Genomic DNA, 15,856 nt, shown 5'->3' with positions numbered 1-15,856 from the left:
CTGCTCTTGCAAGCAAGCATCACATGAGAATCATTATCATTGATCTCATTGTAATTCAAAAAGAACAGCCCTTCAATACCAAAATAACCCAGCCTAGCGGCTGGGTCCTTGTCGAAACCGATACGTTTGTGCATGCAGTGGGAATTGGATACGGGGTTCCAACCGCTGTTAAAGTCGTGTGTTGTTCTGCTCTACAACCCACAAGGCCGCATCCAGCAAATCATCGGCCACGTAGTCCGGCTCCGTTTGCGCCCAACTGTTGCGGTAACGTCCGATGGAGCCTTCTCCCCAGCCCGTTCTGACCAATATTTTCGTAGCGCCTACGGCCGCTGCGGCCAGTAGATCCGTCGAGCCAACGTCGCCGATGACGATGCATCGGGTCAAATCGAGGGCATGCTCCCGCGCGGCGCGGAGCAGCATCCCCGGCGCCGGCTTATGGCAATCGCAACCTTGATTCGGTTCATGCGGGCAAATATACGCTTGCTCGAACCCGAGCTTTGCGAACTCCTCGTAAAAATCTTCTTCGGCCGCTTCGCCCCGGGAAATTCTATGCTGATTCGTAAATGCGAACAGGCGAAGTCCTGACGCCCTGAGCATGCCGATAGCTTCCTCCGAAAAAGAATACGGGCGAAACTCCTTCGGGTGTACGAAATGCCCGTTCCCGCCGATCGTACCGTCTCTGTCTACAAAGACCGCCTGATACTTCATCCCCATCTCTCCCTCATCGGCATATTCGAATCCTATGAACCCCATATTTTCTTCCCTGTAGAGCCATCTGCTCAAAAAAGGACTACACCGTCGGCCCCAAAATGTCCTTCATATCAACCGACGCCTTGCGGCGCACGGATTCATAGGCGGCCAGCGCCACCGCCGCGGAGCGCATGCCGTCTTCGCCGCTGATCGGCGCCTGCCCCCTCTCGCGGACGGCGCGGACGAAATCGAGCAGCATATAGCGGTCCATCCGGTCGCCCCAGTGGCTCCACTGCGCTTTGCCCGCTTCGTCGCTGTACACTTCGTTCTTCTGTCCGAACGCATCGACGCTGATAACGCCTTCCGTTCCGATAATTTCCATCGTCACGTCGCCCCAGAACGGGAACGACTTGCTGCGCGACCAGCTCGTGTCGAGCACGGCGATGACGCCGCTCTCGAACGTCACATGCACCATGCCCGAGTCTTCGACCGGCAGATCGTGGAACAGCGTGCCCATCTCGGCGTATACGCGCGCCGGTTCGCTGCCGAGGAACCAGCGCATCAGATCCATCACGTGCACGGTATGGTCGAGCACCGCCCCGCCGCCGGACAGCGCCGGATCGACGAACCAGCCGCCCGGCATGGAGCCGCGGTTCGTGCCTTTGATCGCGAGGATGTCGCCGACGGCCCCGCGGTCCACGGCTTCCTTCGCCTGCACGACGGCAGGCAGGTAGCGGCACGGGAACGCCGTCATCAGCAGGACGCCGTTTTCCTCGCTGGCTGCGATCATCGCCTGCATCTGGGGAACCGTCGTCCCGAGCGGCTTCTCGCACAATATATGCTTGCCCGCCCGGGCCGCGTGGATCGCAAGCTGCGCATGATGGATATTCTCGGAGCAGATCACGACCGCATCCAGCTCCGGCCGCGCGAGCAGCTCGCGGTAATCCTCATAATACGAAGCGCCGTGCGAGTCCGCCAGCGGCTGAGCCCGCAGCTTATCGCTGTCGGCGATGCCGGCGATTTCCACGCCGGGCATCGATGCCAGCTCGCGGAAATAGCTGCGTCCATGAGAATGGGCGAGACTGATGACGCCGATGTTCACTTTGGTCTGTTCAGACATCGAGGCTTCCTCCCTTCCTGCCGCGCGCGAATTCGTCCATTCGAACCGGCTGACCCGACTTCGCGGAGGCGATCGCCGCATGGCCGATTTCCATGGCGCGGTAGGCGTCCTCCGCCGTCACGAGCGGCTCCTCGCCGCTGCGGATGCATTGCGCAAAATGCTCCAGCTCGTAATAATACGGGTCATGGTAAGCGGGGCTCTTCGGCACCGCTACCTTCGGCCCGTCCTCCGCCGATTTGCGGAACGCATGCACCCGCAGCGATACCGCGTCGTCCGAATGGAAGCGCAGAACGCCCTTCGTTCCGGCGAATTCCGCCGCCGTCGTGAACGGCCCCGGATAGCCCCAATGGCCCTCCAGATTCGCAATCGCTCCCTGTTTGAAGCGCAGCGTGACGAGCGCGTAATCCGTCTCCTCCGTCACGCGGTTCAAGGCGAACACCGTCTCGACTTCGCCGAAGACGCTGCGCATGTAATCGATGTCGTGAATGAGCAGATCGAGAATGACGCCGCCGCTTTTCTCGCGGTCGTAATACCAAGCCTTCGCTTGGCCCGGATGACCGCCGATCCGCTTCGTATGCATGACGCCCGGCTCGCCGATCGCTCCCGCGCGCACCTTCGCCGCCAAATCCCGGTAGCTCGGGAAAAAGCGCACGACCTGCGCGATGAACAGCCTGACTCCGTGCGACCGGCAGCCCGCGATGATGTCTTCGGCGTCCTCCAGCGTCGGCGCGATCGGCTTCTCGCAGACGACATGCACGCCCGCCCCAGCGGCCTGAAGCACATACGGCTTGTGCAAATAGGTCGGCAGGCAGACGCTCAGCACATCCGGCCGCTCCGCTTCGAGCATTTCCTCCAGGCTTGCGTACGCCCTCGTGCCGTTCTCCGCGGCGACCTTCTCCGCCGTCGGACGATCCGCATCGCAGACTCCGACCAGCCGCACCCCCGGCACGGACGGCCAGTTTCTGGCATGCGTTTTCCCCATAATACCGCAGCCCAATACTGCTGCCTTCATAGCAACGCGCTCCTTTCAAACAAGGACGTTATTTTTGTTGACTATACCGTTCATACGCCGCTTGGTACGTTTTCATATATTGATCAAGGCCCATTTTTTGAATCGTCGCCACGTACTTATCCCACTCGTCGAACGAAGCGGTGCCGTTGATGAACTTGGCTTCCATCTCGGATACATACGTTTGAATGTCTTTGCCGATCGACGACATAATCTCCGTTTCCGCATCGGTAAAATTGAAATTGTTCCAAATTTCCTTGACCGCGTACGGCTCCGCTTTTTTGCCTGCCGCCACCGATTCCGGAAGCGTCTCCGAGCCTTTGAAATATTTTTCCTGCACATAGCCCGGGTAGCTGCCGCCGAGCCAGGTGAAATTTTTGGCCAGCGCCTGGTCCTGGGTCAAGCCTTGCGGATTTTTGATAATATCGTCCACATATTCCAGCTTGCCGTCGGCGCCTTCCTTGTAGGTCACGTCCTTTTGCCCCATGAAATAGAACTTCGCTCCCTCTTCGCCGTAGAAGTAGTCCATCCAGCGCAAGGTCGCTTCCGGATATTTATTTTTGTTCGTAATCGCAAAGGCGCCCACATGCACCATCGGCACCTTCACCTGCGAATACAGCTGGTCGCCGTGCGGTCCCTTCAAAGCGCCGAGCCCGATATAATTTTTCTGATTCATCAGCGTGGCCGGGTTCGGGATGACGGTGGAGCCGAGCACGCCCTTCTGCCCTTTGGCGTACAGCGCGCTGTCTTTAATCGTGAAAATTTCCTTGTCGATCAAGCCTTCCGAGTACAGTTTATTGATATACTGCAGCACTTCCTTGTATTTCGGATCGGTTTTGGTGAACCGGAGCTTATTCGTCGCAGGATCGACATCGACGTACGGATGCCCGAGTCCCCGGTTGCCGAGTCCCCACGCCCCTTTCAGCTGATTGATCAGATTGCCGATGCCGGCGCTGCTGTAAGGAATTTCATCCTTTTCGCCATTGCCGTTCAAATCGGTCTCTTTCACTTTCTTCAAGTACTGGTAAAATTCCTCCGTCGTCGCCGGTTCTTTTATCCCGAGTTTATCGAGCCAGTCCTTGTTCACCCACAGCGGCGTCCCGATCAGCATCGGCAGGAAGGTCGGATCGTAAAATGAAGGGAGCGAATAGATGTTGCCGTCGGGCATCGTCAAGCCTTTTTTGATGTCCGGGTATTTCTCCATCAGCTGCTTGAAATTGGGCGCATATTGGTCGATCAGATCGTTCAGCTTGATGAACACGCCCTGGCTGCCGTACTTCGTCAAGTCCGCGGCCGACAGGCGCGCGGAATAGAAGGCGTCGGGATAATCCCCGCCGGCCAGCACCAGATTCTTCTTCTCCGTCAAATTCTCGAACGGGACCAGCTCGAACGTCACGTTCATGTTCGACTGCTTAGCGTATTCCTTCCATACGAGCGTATCCTCGAATTTGCTGCCGTTCGTCGGCGATTTGCCGGTAAAAAACTTTAGCGATATCGGCGTATTCACGATCGGCATGCCGCTCTTATTCAGACCTTCGGGGGCGCCTGCCGCTCCCTGCTTGCCGCCGCCTTCGCCGGCGCTGTCCGCATTGCCGCTGCATCCGGCGAGCATGCTTCCGGCCATCGTCACAGTCAATACGGATGCCATCCATCTATTGTTTTTTTTCATATCGTGCTCCTCCTCCAATGATCCCTGATCACATTATATACTCTTTCTTGTCCGCGTCCTTCGGCATTATCCTTTCAGAGCGCCGACCATCACGCCTTTGACGAAATATTTTTGCAAAAAAGGATACAGCAGCAGCACCGGCAAATTCGCCACCATCACGGCCGCGAACTTGATCGCCTCCGCATCCATAATGCTTCTTGCCAGCGAATCGTCGCTGACGTCGACCATCTCCTGCATTTGACCCTGCACGAGAATTTCCCTTAAGATCAGCTGCAGCGGATATTTGGCGCGATCGGTCAAATAGATCAAGGCGTTAAAATATGCGTTCCAATGTCCCACGCTGTAGAACAACACCATGACGGCCAAAATCGGAACCGACAGCGGCAGCACGATCCGCACCAGCGTCTGCATATTGGAGCAGCCGTCAATGGAAGCGGCTTCGTGAATTTCATTCGGAATGCTGCTTTGAAAAAACGTGCGCATAATGACGATGTTCCACACCGACAAGGCCGACGGAATGACCATCGCCCAGTACGTATTGAGCATGCCCAGCTTCTTGATCAGAAGATAGGTCGGCACCATCCCGCCGCTGAAAAACATCGTGAACAAAATCAGCGCCGTAAACGCGTGGCGTCCGTAAAAATCTTTGCGCGACAGCGGATAAGCGGCCGCCACCGTCATGACCAGATTGATAGCGGTTCCAACGACCGTGTACGAGATCGTGTTCATATAGCCCGACAAAATCTCTTTATTCTGCAAAATGCGTTCGTAACCGACCAGGGTGACGCCCTTCGGCCACAGCCATACTTCGCCGCGAATGACCGCCTCCGGACTGCTGAAGGATGCTATCAGGACGAAGAACAGCGGGTACAGCACCGCCAAGCTGACGACAATCAGCAGCGTATGTATGAGCGCGTTGACCCATCGGTCGGACCGGCTTTCCAGCATAGACTTCTCCCCTCTTTTACCATAAGCTGGTTTCGCTGACTTTGCGGGCGATCCGGTTTACCGTCAGCAGCAAAATAAAGTTGACCACCGAATTGAACAGGCCGACGGCTGCGGAATAGCTGAATTCCGCCCCGAGAATGCCGCTGCGGTACACGCTGGTCGAGATGACGTCGGATGCCGCCATGTTCAGCGAGTTTTGCATCAGAAACACTTTCTCGAACCCGACGCCGAGAATCGACCCGACGTTCAGAATGAGCAGCACGATGACGGTCGGCATAATGCCCGGCAAATTAATATGCCAAATGCGGCGCAGCCGGCTAGCCCCGTCTACCCGGGCGGCTTCGTGAAGCTGCGGATCGATCCCGGCCAGCGCAGCCAAGTAGATGATCGAGCTCCAGCCCATTTGCTGCCATACGCCGGACCAGACGTAGATCGACTTGAACCAGCCCGGCTCGGTCATGAAGGAAATCGGTTCCCCGCCGAACAGGCGGATGGCGATGTTGACGAGCCCCGTTTCCGGAGAGAGGAACATCATGATCATCCCGACCGCAACGACCGTGGATAAAAAATGCGGCGCATATGTCACCGTCTGCACAAATCTGCGGAACAGGCTCGACTTCACCTCGTTAATCATCAGCGCCAGCACAATCGGCACGGGAAAGCCGACGATCAGCTGATACAGTCCGATGCCCAGCGTATTTCGGATCAGCCGCCAAAAATAGAAGCTGTCGAAAAACCGCTCAAAATGTTTAAACCCGACCCATGGACTGCCCCAGATGCCTTTGGTTGCGATAAAATCTTTAAAGGCGATTTGCACGCCGTACATGGGCACATATTCAAAAATGATGAAAAATGCCAGCACCGGTAAAAACAGCAGATACAGATCGTAATTTTTTTTGATGCGCTTGAAAGCTGTATTCATGTTCACCTTCCTTTCTTCCCCCTTGCTCATGGCAGTCACCTGGCCTGCTCCCCGACCCGAATCATAAGCCCGTCAAGCCCGCTTTGCCTATAGACCTTTCTTTTGTTTTCGGGCTTTACCTTCGTTTCTAAAAAAGTGATAAGAATCTAAAATTTTGCTCCTTCCCTCGCAAAAGCGCTTCCTGTAAGATGGAAGAGATAACCAAGCCGTCAAAGGAGCGCGTCCCGATGTATCAAGCTCAGCCCAAAAAAACATCTCTGTTCGTCACCATCCTGATCAGCTTTTTGGTCATTGTGCTGCTGTTCTTCGCTCTCGATATGGTCGCTTTCGTGTTCTTCAAAAGCAAATATCAGGACGAGCTGATCCGCTATAACCGACTCACCTTGCAAAATACGGCGGAGCGGTACAACACGCATTTCAATCGGATTAAGTCCGTGCTCTACCAATCGTACAACGACACCGACGTCGTCGGCTTCAATCGCCAGCTGCTCACGAAGGACGAGAACGATATCGACTATCTGCAAGGCAAAAAAATTATCGGTTTGCTGCGCGCCGAAGTGTTCAATCCGCAGCTGTACCTGGACAATATGATCGTTTATTACAATTCCAAGTCGATGACCTTCGACAAGGACGGCAGCAGCCAGGCCGAGGATCAATACAATCTGCTGTATACGAGCGAGCAGTATCCGTTCGACTCCTGGAGCAAGCAGCTCGCCGAGAGTCCGAACTTCTCCATCCTGCCGGTATCGGATTTTTACACGGGGTGGAATGTGCCCGAGAAGAAATCGCTTTTGCCGATCAGCTTCAAGCTCCCGGACAGCAATTATATGATTACGGCCTTTATGGATATCGCCAAGGCGCAGGAAGCGTTCTTCGACGATACCGATAACGCCCGCCGGTTTATGATTATCGATAAGAACGGCACGGCTCTGTACCCGGCTGCGGGAGAGTGGTCCTCGGGCGATTTGCCGGCCTTTTCTCCGGGGAGCAATTATGTACTGGAGGACGGCTATTATTATTTCAAGGAAACCGACGCGGACGGGATCACTTACGTCACCACCGTGCCCAATGCGGCCATCGCCTCCCAGCTCAACCGGCTGATGGTTACGCTGTTGGTGCTGTTTATTTTGTCGCTGGCTCTCGGTATCGCCGTTTCGTTCTATTACAGCAAGCGGATTAACCGCCCGGTGAAGCAGCTGATTTCTTCGATCGTCAACGGCTCGTCGTCCGAACTGATGAAGGCGGCCAGCTCGATCAGTGAATTCGCCTTTATTCACAACAAAATTATGGATCTGGTCAAGGAAAAAAACGTCATTCAAAGCGAGCTGTCCAGCAAGCAATCGATTCTGAAAAGCTACAATTACATCAACAAGCTCAAAAGCATCAATACCGACATCAGCGAATGGAAAGACTTCATGGCCGCCGAGGAGAGCTTCACCATCGTCCTCTACCTGCTGCGATTCCGCTCAGGTCCGTTCGACGATAATCTGATCAAAAAAGAGCGCGCCGCCTACTATTTCCGGGAGCATATCGCGCTGATCTTCTCCGAGCGTTTTCCCGGCTGCCATACGTTTCAAATGGAAAAAAATCAAATTCTTACCGTCATTACCGGCCGGCAGGAGAAGGAACAGATCGCCGAGGTGCTGCGCGAGCTAAAGATCGTCTTCGACCGGGACAAGGACTACAGCCTGTTCACCGTCGCCGTCAGCTCTTGGTTCGAGCATTCGACCCAGTTCAATCACGCGTACCGGCAAGTGCTGGAGATGGTCAAGCAGGCGAAGCTGGAGGAAGAGACGCAGATTATGCTGGAGAATAGGGCCGTTCCGTCCGCCTCTACGCTCAGTCCCGCCCAGGATCAGGAGCTGAACGCCCGGCTGCAGGCCGGCGACGAATCCGGCTCGCTGGAGCTCGTCGTCCGCTTTCTCGACGATATGTATGCGAAAGAGGCGAGCATCACGCAGTTCGCTTCCTTCGCCGGATGGCTCGAAGCCAAGATATGGAAGTTTATGGATTTGTACGGTATCGGGCCCGGCGCCTCATGGCCGCTCAAGCCGCTGATGCAGCAGTTGAAGGAATGCTGCACGCTGGAGGAATATAAAAAAACGTGCCGGGACATTCTGAAGCTGGTCGCGGCGCTGATTTCGGAGAAAAAAGAGGAAAGCGATCCGATCGTCACGTTCGTGATGGATCATCTGCATACCAAGTACGGGGACGATTTGTCCCTCGATTACTTGGCCGATAAGCTCAATATGTCGAGCGCTTATTTATCCGTCTATATTAAGGAAAAAACCGGCGTCAACTTCAGCGATCATCTGAACGACATCCGTATCCGCAAGGCGCAGGAGCTGCTGGCGGGCACCGATTCCAGCATCAACGACGTCAGCGTGCAGATTGGGTACCGCAATATTACGTCGTTTAACCGGATGTTCAAGAAGTGGACCGGCATGACGCCGAGCGAATACCGGAGAAGCGCTATGGTCGCCCAGCGGTAAGCTGCGGCGGCCGTAGCGGCTGCGGCTGCAGCTGTAGCTGCGGGCAACCGGGCCGATCGCAACCGGTAAAGCGCCGCGGTGTCCGACAGCGGCTGAAGGCGAAGCAAGAGGCTCCCGGACAGGCCGGCGGCAGCCTGTTAGGCCTCCAGCTCCTTCATCTGAAGAACGACCGGGCAATGATCGCTGCCCATCACCTCGCAGGCGATTTGCGAATCTTCCAGCGAAGCGGTCAACCGGGAAGAAATAAGAAAATAGTCGATCCGCCATCCGATATTCCGCTCGCGTACCTTCGGCATAAATGACCACCATGTATACGCATCGGTTTTCTCGGGGTAGAGATGACGGAAGCTGTCGACGAATCCGGCCTCCAGCAGCTCGGTCATTTTTCCCCGCTCCTCCGGCGTGAAGCCCGAATTGTTCCGGTTGGACTTCGCATTCTTCAGGTCGATCTCTTCATGCGCCACGTTCAAATCTCCGCAAACAATTAGCGGTTTCTTGGCATCGAGCTGCTGCAGATAAGCCCGGAACCGTTCTTCCCACTCCAGCCGGTAATCCAGCCTCGATAAGTCGCGTCTCGCATTCGGCGTATACACATTGACCAGATAAAAGTCCTTGAACTCCATCGTAATCGTCCGGCCTTCCGGCTCGCTGTCCTCTTCCAGACCGTACCGTACGGAAAGCGGCTTATGCTTGGAAAATACGGCCGTGCCGGAATAACCCTTCTTCTCCGCATAGTTCCAATACTGCTCATAGCCTTCAAGATGCTCCAGTTGAATTTGCCCTTCCTGCAGCTTGGTCTCCTGAATGCAGAACAAATCCGCGTCGACCGCTTGAAAGTAATCGTTGAATCCTTTGTTAACACAGGCTCTCAACCCGTTGACGTTCCATGATACGAGCTTCATTCTCTTAATCTCCCAACTATAACGGTTTCTTTATACTACATAGTATAGCATACCAAAAAGCCCGACCCTAAGAAGCATCGGGTCAGGCTGGGTTGCAATCAAATTATCTATATTTTGATCGTTAATCCCAACTTTCCTTGTATTTATAATCACAAATCGGTTAAAATGTTAATAATATATTACATCCCTTTGGAAAGTGAGGTTTAGTCATGGCGAAAACACCTTTCACACCTGAAAATTTACCTTTAACCGGCGAACGAATTAACCAGCTAATGTTCCTTCGGGAATTAATAGAAGCCAATAAAAAGATTGCCCAATATCAGGTGCTGCTTCAAAATACAAAGTTACCTTCCCATTTATTATTAAACCCCGTCATGCTGAATGAAGCGGTGCAGTCAACCAAAATCGAGGGCACCCAAGTCACTCTCGATGAAGTTCTTGAAGTTGAAGCCCATAGCAGAAAAAATAATAAAGATATACAAGAAGTACTCAATTACTACCATGCGCTCCGGGATGGAATGGACAATCTCGCCGTTCTGCCGATCTCCACGCGGCTTTTTAAAGCTATGCACGTAACACTAATGTCAAATGGCGTTCGTGGAAGCAATCGTTCTCCGGGTGAGTATAGAAAAATCCAAAACTTTATCGGCCCTGAAGGCTGCACCATGGAAACAGCAACATACATTCCTCCGCAGCCTCAACTGGTCGATACTTATATGAATAATTTAGAAATATATATTAATAATCCTCAGGATCAATTGGATGAACTCGTTCGAGCCGCCATCATACACGCACAGTTCGAAACGATTCATCCATTTCTTAATGGAAATGGGAGAATCGGACGCATTTTGATCCCTTTGTACTTATTCAGCAAGAATGTTATCGATTATCCTAATTTCTTTTTAAGTGAAGCATTGGAAAGGGATAAGCATAAATATTATCGATTTCTTAATGATACACGGTATAAAGGCGACTGGAATCAATGGATTCACTTTTTCTTAGAAGCGATCATACTTCAGGCAAATAAAAATATCCAATTAATCAATGATGTTAATCGCTTGTATGAGCACGATTTGAATTTAGCTCAATCTCTAATTAACAGCAGCGGTGTAAAAAAGTTAATTGATGCCATATACCAAAAGCCCATTTTCACAGTTCAGACGATTTCTTCAGCGGCAGAAATTCCGGAAGCCACTTGCAGAAGATATCTATCTATTTTGGAATCGCAGAAGATTATATTTTCTGACGGAAAAACGCGTTCCAAAACCTATTATTATTATAATCTCCTTGACAAACTACGCTAATAGATCATAGTAGCCCTTCGCTTTTAAGCCGGCTTGATATATAATCCCCCGGCATCATACCAAAAAGCCCGACCCTAGGAAGAACCGGGTCAGGCTGGGATGACGACGGACATCTCGTCCGGCTGAACTATCGTATCGGCTGCGCAGCAATCCGGCTTCAGCGCCGGTTACTCTAACGCAGTAGTCAAATCTTTGATCCAAGGCAAACTCGGCAGCGGCTCGATATGAACCTCGGATTCGGGAACCGCTCTAATACTGCACAGGTAACCGGCCTTGCCGTTCACGACGGCCATACATTCCTTACAGGCATTGGCCGATCGGCAGGAATATCTGACCGATAACGAAGTGTCCTTATGCTCGCGAATCCAGAAGATCGCGTCCAGCAGGCTCATGCCTTCATGATACGGCACCTCGTAATCTTCGATTGTTCTCCCCGCCTCCGCATCGCCGCGGACGACATGCAATGTTACGTAAGACATTGATTTATCCCCCTTTGCTGGGAAGTGTGGTGAAAAGGTTCGCTCCGGCCGCTTGCTCCGCCGGTTGCTTAGGATCTTGCCGGTCCGGGCAGCGGAATTTCCTCCATCGACCATCGGCCCGCGGCATCCAGCCGGAACTTCGTGCTGACCGCGGTCTCATAAGCGTGATTGTGATCAAGACGGGTGTGCGCGCCGCGGGATTCCCGTCTGGCGAGCGCCCCGGTAATGATCGTTTCGCTCAATTTCAGCATATGAACGAGCTCTATCTTCTCTACCAACGTCAGCGCGTAATAGTTTTGTCTGGCCAAGGCGATATTGTCCACACGTGCGGTGAGCTCGCGCAGCTCCTCCAGCGCGCGGGTCAAGCCGGCTTCCGTGCGCAGCGGCCCCGCGCCTTCCCACATCAGCTTCTGCAGCTCGCGCTTCACCGACAGCATCGAAGCTTCGTCCCGTTCAACCTGGCGCGGATGCCAGAGCCGTTCCAACCGCTCCAGCTCTTGCTCCAGCTCGGCTTGCAGCCGGCCGGACGGCGCCTTCGGCTTGGCTTGAGCGGCCGTCTCCGCGGCAATGCGCCCCGTCACCAGCGCTTCTGTAATCGCGTTGCCCGACAACCGGTTGGCTCCGTGCATGCCGTAGATCAGCTCGCCGCAGGCAAGCAGCCCGGGGACGGTCGTTTCCATCCTGCTGTTGACGCGAATCCCGCCCATCGTGAAATGCGCCATCGGCGCCACCTCGACCATATCTTTGGTCAAATCGACGCCTTGATTTTTCAAAATAGGGATGACCGGTCCGAACGCTTCTTTCAATCGCTCCTCCGGCACCATCCGAAAATCGAGATACGCTCCGCCGTGCGGCGTCCCTCTCCCGGCTTCGACTTCCTTGAAGATGGCCAGCGTCGTCTGGTCGCGCGCCGCCGTATATTTGCCCGCAACTTCATTATTGTATTTATCCATAAATTCTTCGTGTTGGCCGTTCAACAGGCGCCCGCCCAATTTATAGCGGAACGGGTCCCACATAATCGGGTCGATCCCGACGAGAGGCGGATGCAGGTGAGCGATCGGGAAAAACTGCACCATCTCCATATCCCGCAGCTCCGCTCCCGCTTCGGCCGCCAGCATAAACCCGTCGCCCGTCATATTCGCCGAGGCGCTGTTTCTTTCATAGATTTCGGTCAAGCCGCCGGTCGCCAGAATAACCGCATTCGCCGCGATCGTCACAGGCCGGAATTGTTCCATCGCAAATCCTACCGCGCCGACGACCGCTCCGTCTTCCACGACCAGCTTCGTGATCATTATATTTTTGAGCCGTTCGATGGCTTCGTCTTTCCAAATCGCTTTTCTCAGCCCCGCCGACGTCGCGCCGCCTGTGTTCAAAATGTCCACATATACGCAGCGCCGCCGCGAATGACCCGGAGCCACGACTTGGGAATGCTTCCCGTCCGGCGTTCTCGCCCATTTGACCCCGTAGCTCTCCGCCTCCAGAATGAGCTCGGGCCCGCGATCCACAATCGTTCGCACGATATCCGGATCGGCCATTCCCCGGCTGCCGTTCATCGTATCTTCAAAGTGAATATCCGGATGATCTTCTTCCGCTTCTCCCAGCGCAACCGCGACGGTCATCTGCGCCAATATGGTCGCGCCGCCGCGGCCGACCAGGCTTTTATCGGCCAGCACCACTTTCGCCCCTTCGAGCGCGGCCGCTTTGACGGCCATCATGCCGGCCGCGCCGGAGCCGATTACCAAAACATCCGTGTTGATATGCAAAGGATTCATCATTGCGCGCTCCTATCCGTGTCAGGAATTGTCGGAAATGGTTTTTCCGATCGATTGAACCGTGATGCCCGCTTGCCGCAGCGATTCGTTAATCATCCGGGCAAATTCGAGCGCGTGCGCTCCGTCGCCGTGAATGCAAACCGTATCCGCCTGAATGAGGACATCCGTATTTTGCCTTGAAAGCACTTTGCCTTCGTTGACCATGCGGATGACCTGCTTCACAGCCTCCCGGTCGTCCGTGATCATCGCATCCGGCTGTCTGCGCGGAGTCAGCGTACCGTTGTCCTGGTACGTGCGATCGGAGAATACTTCGCTCGCCGTGCGCAGCCCGGCCTTCTTCCCGGCCTTGAGCAGCTCGCTGTTCGCCAGCCCGAACAAGATCAGCTCGGGATCGACCTTATAGACCGCTTCGGCGATCGCTTCGGCCAAACCGGGGTTGACCGCCGCCATGTTGTACAGCTCGCCGTGGGCTTTCACATGCTGCATCGTACCGCCTTCGGACCGGACGAATCCCCATAGCGCGCCGATCTGGTATACGGCGATGTCGTAAGCTTCTTGCGGAGAGATATCCATCTTCCTCCGGCCGAAGCCGATCAAATCCTGCAAGCCCGGATGCGCGCCGATAGCCACTCCGTTCTCCAGCGCCAGCTTGACCGTTTTTCTCATCGTGCCGGCATCCCCCGCATGGAACCCGCAGGCGATATTGGCGGACGTGACATACGATAATATTTCCTCGTCTCTGCCGAGACGGTAAGCGCCGAAGCTTTCTCCCATATCGCAATTCAGATCCACATATCTCATGAAACATGCCTCCTTAAAAGAAATACATTTGAATGCTCTTTCTCAAATTGCGCAAATTCCATTCCATCAGCAAATACGATTCTTGAGCCTCGACAAGATCCGCATGCCTAAACCTGATGCTGCTGCCGATTTGCGCCTGCGCAAGCAACGGCAAGTCCGCCGCAAGGACCTGCGCTATCTTCGGATACCCTCCGGTCGTTTGGCGGTCGGCCATCAATACAATCGGGTTCCCGTCCGGCGGAACCTGAACCGTTCCGAACGTCACCGGCTCGGACAGCATGTCCAGCGGCTCCCGCAAGTACAGCGGCTGCCCCGCGAGCCGGTAGCCCATCCGGTCCGATTGAGGCTGAACTTTAAATTCCGCCGAGAACAGGGCCTCCAGGCCCGCGGCATCGAATAAATCGGATTGCGCGCCGGGCATGACGCGAATTTCGGGATTCGGGTTATAGGCGGGCATCATTTCGTAGGATACGCGCCATTTTACGGATTGAAAGGCCGCATCGCCTGCATCGGCATGAAGCCGCCGCATTATGTTCTCTCCGAGCTCCGTTGCGTCCTTAAGCCGCAGCCGGTCGCCTTCCTTCAGCGCCCGGCCCTCCAAGCCTCCGAGACCGGCACGCAGATAAGTTGAGCGGCTGCCGAGCTGCTCCGGAGCGTCGAAGCCTCCCGAGACGGCGATATAACAGCGGCAGCCTTCGCGGGAAGAGCCGAGCTGCAGCGTCGCCCCGGCGTTTACATACACCGGTCTCCATAGAGGCGCCGGAACGCCGTCGATGGATGCGGTAAAGCCCGGTCCGCAGACGGCGATCAGCGCAGGCGCTGCAAAATATAACGTCGGACCGATCAGCGTCGCTTCCAGAGCGGCTTCCTTCGCATCGTTGCCGACCAGCAAATTCGCCGTTTGATGCGCGAAGCTGTCCATCGGCCCGCTCACAATGACACCGTACTTTTGGTAACCGTACCTGCCCGCATCCTGCAATGTCGTGAGCAGGCCGGGCTTGCGAACATGAATCGTCATCGGTTTATTCCCTCCACTGGTCATACTCCTTGCGGGTGATCGGGTAAAATCGTATCAGATTCCCCGCTTCGAGCAAGGTGGGAGGCTGCCGATCCGGTAAAAACAAAGAGAGCGGCGTGCGCCCGATCAGCTGCCAGCCGCCCGGCGTTTCGATCGGATAAATGCCGGTTTGTTCCCCGGCGATGCCGACCGTTCCCGGCGGAATGGCAAGACGCGGAGACGGCTTGCGAGGAGCCGCAATCCGCTTATCCATTCCTCCCAGGTAAGGAAAGCCGGGAGCGAACCCCAGCATGTAGACCAAATAGCGTCCGCCGGAATGAATCCGAATCACTTCGTCCGTACTGAGTCCGTTGATCTCCGCCACATGCTCCAAATCCGCCCCGAATTCGTCTCCGTAGCAGACGGGAATGTCGACAACCTTAGGTTCAGGCACCGAGCCTTCATTCAGCTGCTCCACGATCGCAAGCAATTGATGCTTCGCAATGTCATACGGATAACGCAATTCTCCTTCTGGCGGCGCCATGCCGTCATTCAGAAAAAGCCGCACAGGGTCGTATACGACCGTAACCGAAGTAAACGCCGGGATAAATTCAACCATTCCGTCGAACGGATGCTTGGCCAAATGATCGGACAATACTCGGACCTTCATATGGGTCTCCTCATCCGCCCGCTCTCCCAGCTTCACGGCAATGGCGCTTTCCCCTAGCGGGGACATTTCTACATATCGGAT

At 54.8% G+C, this 15,856-nt stretch carries 14 protein-coding genes; 2 read left to right on the top strand and 12 right to left on the bottom strand.

From position 1 onward, the window contains the following. Positions 1 to 168 precede the first annotated feature (168 nt). The 6 genes from SK3146_RS27075 to SK3146_RS27050 form a co-directional block, all read right to left on the bottom strand. Complete coding sequence (locus SK3146_RS27075) at positions 169 to 783, bottom strand: HAD-IIIA family hydrolase (RefSeq protein ID WP_249861689.1); 615 nt, start codon at positions 781 to 783, stop codon at positions 169 to 171. A gap of 7 nt (positions 784 to 790) precedes the next feature. Beyond that, the gene (locus SK3146_RS27070; protein WP_249861688.1) at positions 791 to 1,810 is read right to left on the bottom strand and encodes a Gfo/Idh/MocA family protein; all 1,020 of its coding nucleotides are present in this window, start codon (positions 1,808 to 1,810) and stop codon (positions 791 to 793) included. After that, positions 1,803 to 2,822, bottom strand: a complete 1,020-nt coding sequence (locus SK3146_RS27065; protein WP_249861687.1) for a Gfo/Idh/MocA family protein — start codon at positions 2,820 to 2,822, stop codon at positions 1,803 to 1,805. Before SK3146_RS27065 ends, SK3146_RS27070 begins: the two co-directional genes overlap by 8 nt. A gap of 28 nt (positions 2,823 to 2,850) precedes the next feature. Continuing rightward, the gene (locus SK3146_RS27060; protein ID WP_249861686.1) at positions 2,851 to 4,488 is read right to left on the bottom strand and encodes an extracellular solute-binding protein; all 1,638 of its coding nucleotides are present in this window, start codon (positions 4,486 to 4,488) and stop codon (positions 2,851 to 2,853) included. Positions 4,489 to 4,554: 66 nt separating this feature from the next. After that, a complete protein-coding gene (locus tag SK3146_RS27055; RefSeq protein ID WP_249861685.1) occupies positions 4,555 to 5,436 on the bottom strand; it encodes a carbohydrate ABC transporter permease in 882 nt (293 codons plus the stop codon). Between the two features lie 16 nt (positions 5,437 to 5,452). After that, positions 5,453 to 6,358: an ABC transporter permease gene (locus SK3146_RS27050; RefSeq protein ID WP_249861684.1), complete on the bottom strand. Its 906-nt coding sequence runs from the start codon at positions 6,356 to 6,358 to the stop codon at positions 5,453 to 5,455. Positions 6,359 to 6,585: 227 nt separating this feature from the next. Here SK3146_RS27050 and SK3146_RS27045 point away from each other — a divergent pair, with 227 nt between their 5' ends. Next, positions 6,586 to 8,850 (top strand): helix-turn-helix domain-containing protein, encoded by a 2,265-nt coding sequence (locus SK3146_RS27045; RefSeq protein WP_249861683.1) that lies wholly within the window; start codon positions 6,586 to 6,588, stop codon positions 8,848 to 8,850. A gap of 137 nt (positions 8,851 to 8,987) precedes the next feature. Here the strand turns inward: SK3146_RS27045 and SK3146_RS27040 are convergent, their stop codons facing one another. Continuing rightward, the gene (locus tag SK3146_RS27040; RefSeq protein WP_249861682.1) at positions 8,988 to 9,752 is read right to left on the bottom strand and encodes an exodeoxyribonuclease III; all 765 of its coding nucleotides are present in this window, start codon (positions 9,750 to 9,752) and stop codon (positions 8,988 to 8,990) included. Between the two features lie 209 nt (positions 9,753 to 9,961). Here SK3146_RS27040 and SK3146_RS27035 point away from each other — a divergent pair, with 209 nt between their 5' ends. After that, positions 9,962 to 11,056, top strand: a complete 1,095-nt coding sequence (locus SK3146_RS27035) for a Fic family protein (protein WP_249861681.1) — start codon at positions 9,962 to 9,964, stop codon at positions 11,054 to 11,056. A 167-nt stretch (positions 11,057 to 11,223) separates the two neighbouring features. Here SK3146_RS27035 and SK3146_RS27030 read toward each other — a convergent pair whose 3' ends face one another. The 5 genes from SK3146_RS27030 to pxpB all read right to left on the bottom strand — a co-directional run bounded on the left by SK3146_RS27030 (position 11,224) and on the right by pxpB (position 15,841). Continuing rightward, entirely contained in the window at positions 11,224 to 11,535 is a 312-nt protein-coding gene (locus tag SK3146_RS27030; protein WP_249861680.1) for a 2Fe-2S iron-sulfur cluster-binding protein, read from the bottom strand. 68 nt (positions 11,536 to 11,603) lie between these two features. Further along, positions 11,604 to 13,310, bottom strand: a complete 1,707-nt coding sequence (locus tag SK3146_RS27025; RefSeq protein WP_249861679.1) for an FAD-binding protein — start codon at positions 13,308 to 13,310, stop codon at positions 11,604 to 11,606. An 18-nt stretch (positions 13,311 to 13,328) separates the two neighbouring features. Further along, entirely contained in the window at positions 13,329 to 14,108 is a 780-nt protein-coding gene (locus SK3146_RS27020; protein ID WP_249861678.1) for a LamB/YcsF family protein, read from the bottom strand. A 13-nt stretch (positions 14,109 to 14,121) separates the two neighbouring features. Continuing rightward, on the bottom strand, positions 14,122 to 15,126 hold the full coding sequence (locus SK3146_RS27015; RefSeq protein WP_249861677.1) for a 5-oxoprolinase subunit C family protein: 1,005 nt from the start codon (positions 15,124 to 15,126) through the stop codon (positions 14,122 to 14,124). A gap of 4 nt (positions 15,127 to 15,130) precedes the next feature. Continuing rightward, the gene (gene pxpB, locus SK3146_RS27010; RefSeq protein WP_249861676.1) at positions 15,131 to 15,841 is read right to left on the bottom strand and encodes a 5-oxoprolinase subunit PxpB; all 711 of its coding nucleotides are present in this window, start codon (positions 15,839 to 15,841) and stop codon (positions 15,131 to 15,133) included. Positions 15,842 to 15,856 lie beyond the last annotated feature (15 nt).

This window comes from Paenibacillus konkukensis, assembly GCF_023523925.1.
GTDB lineage: Bacteria > Bacillota > Bacilli > Paenibacillales > NBRC-103111 > Paenibacillus_S > Paenibacillus_S doosanensis.
The sequence above is the reverse complement of the archived record's forward strand: the minus strand, read 5'-3'. Positions and strand labels throughout refer to the sequence as shown.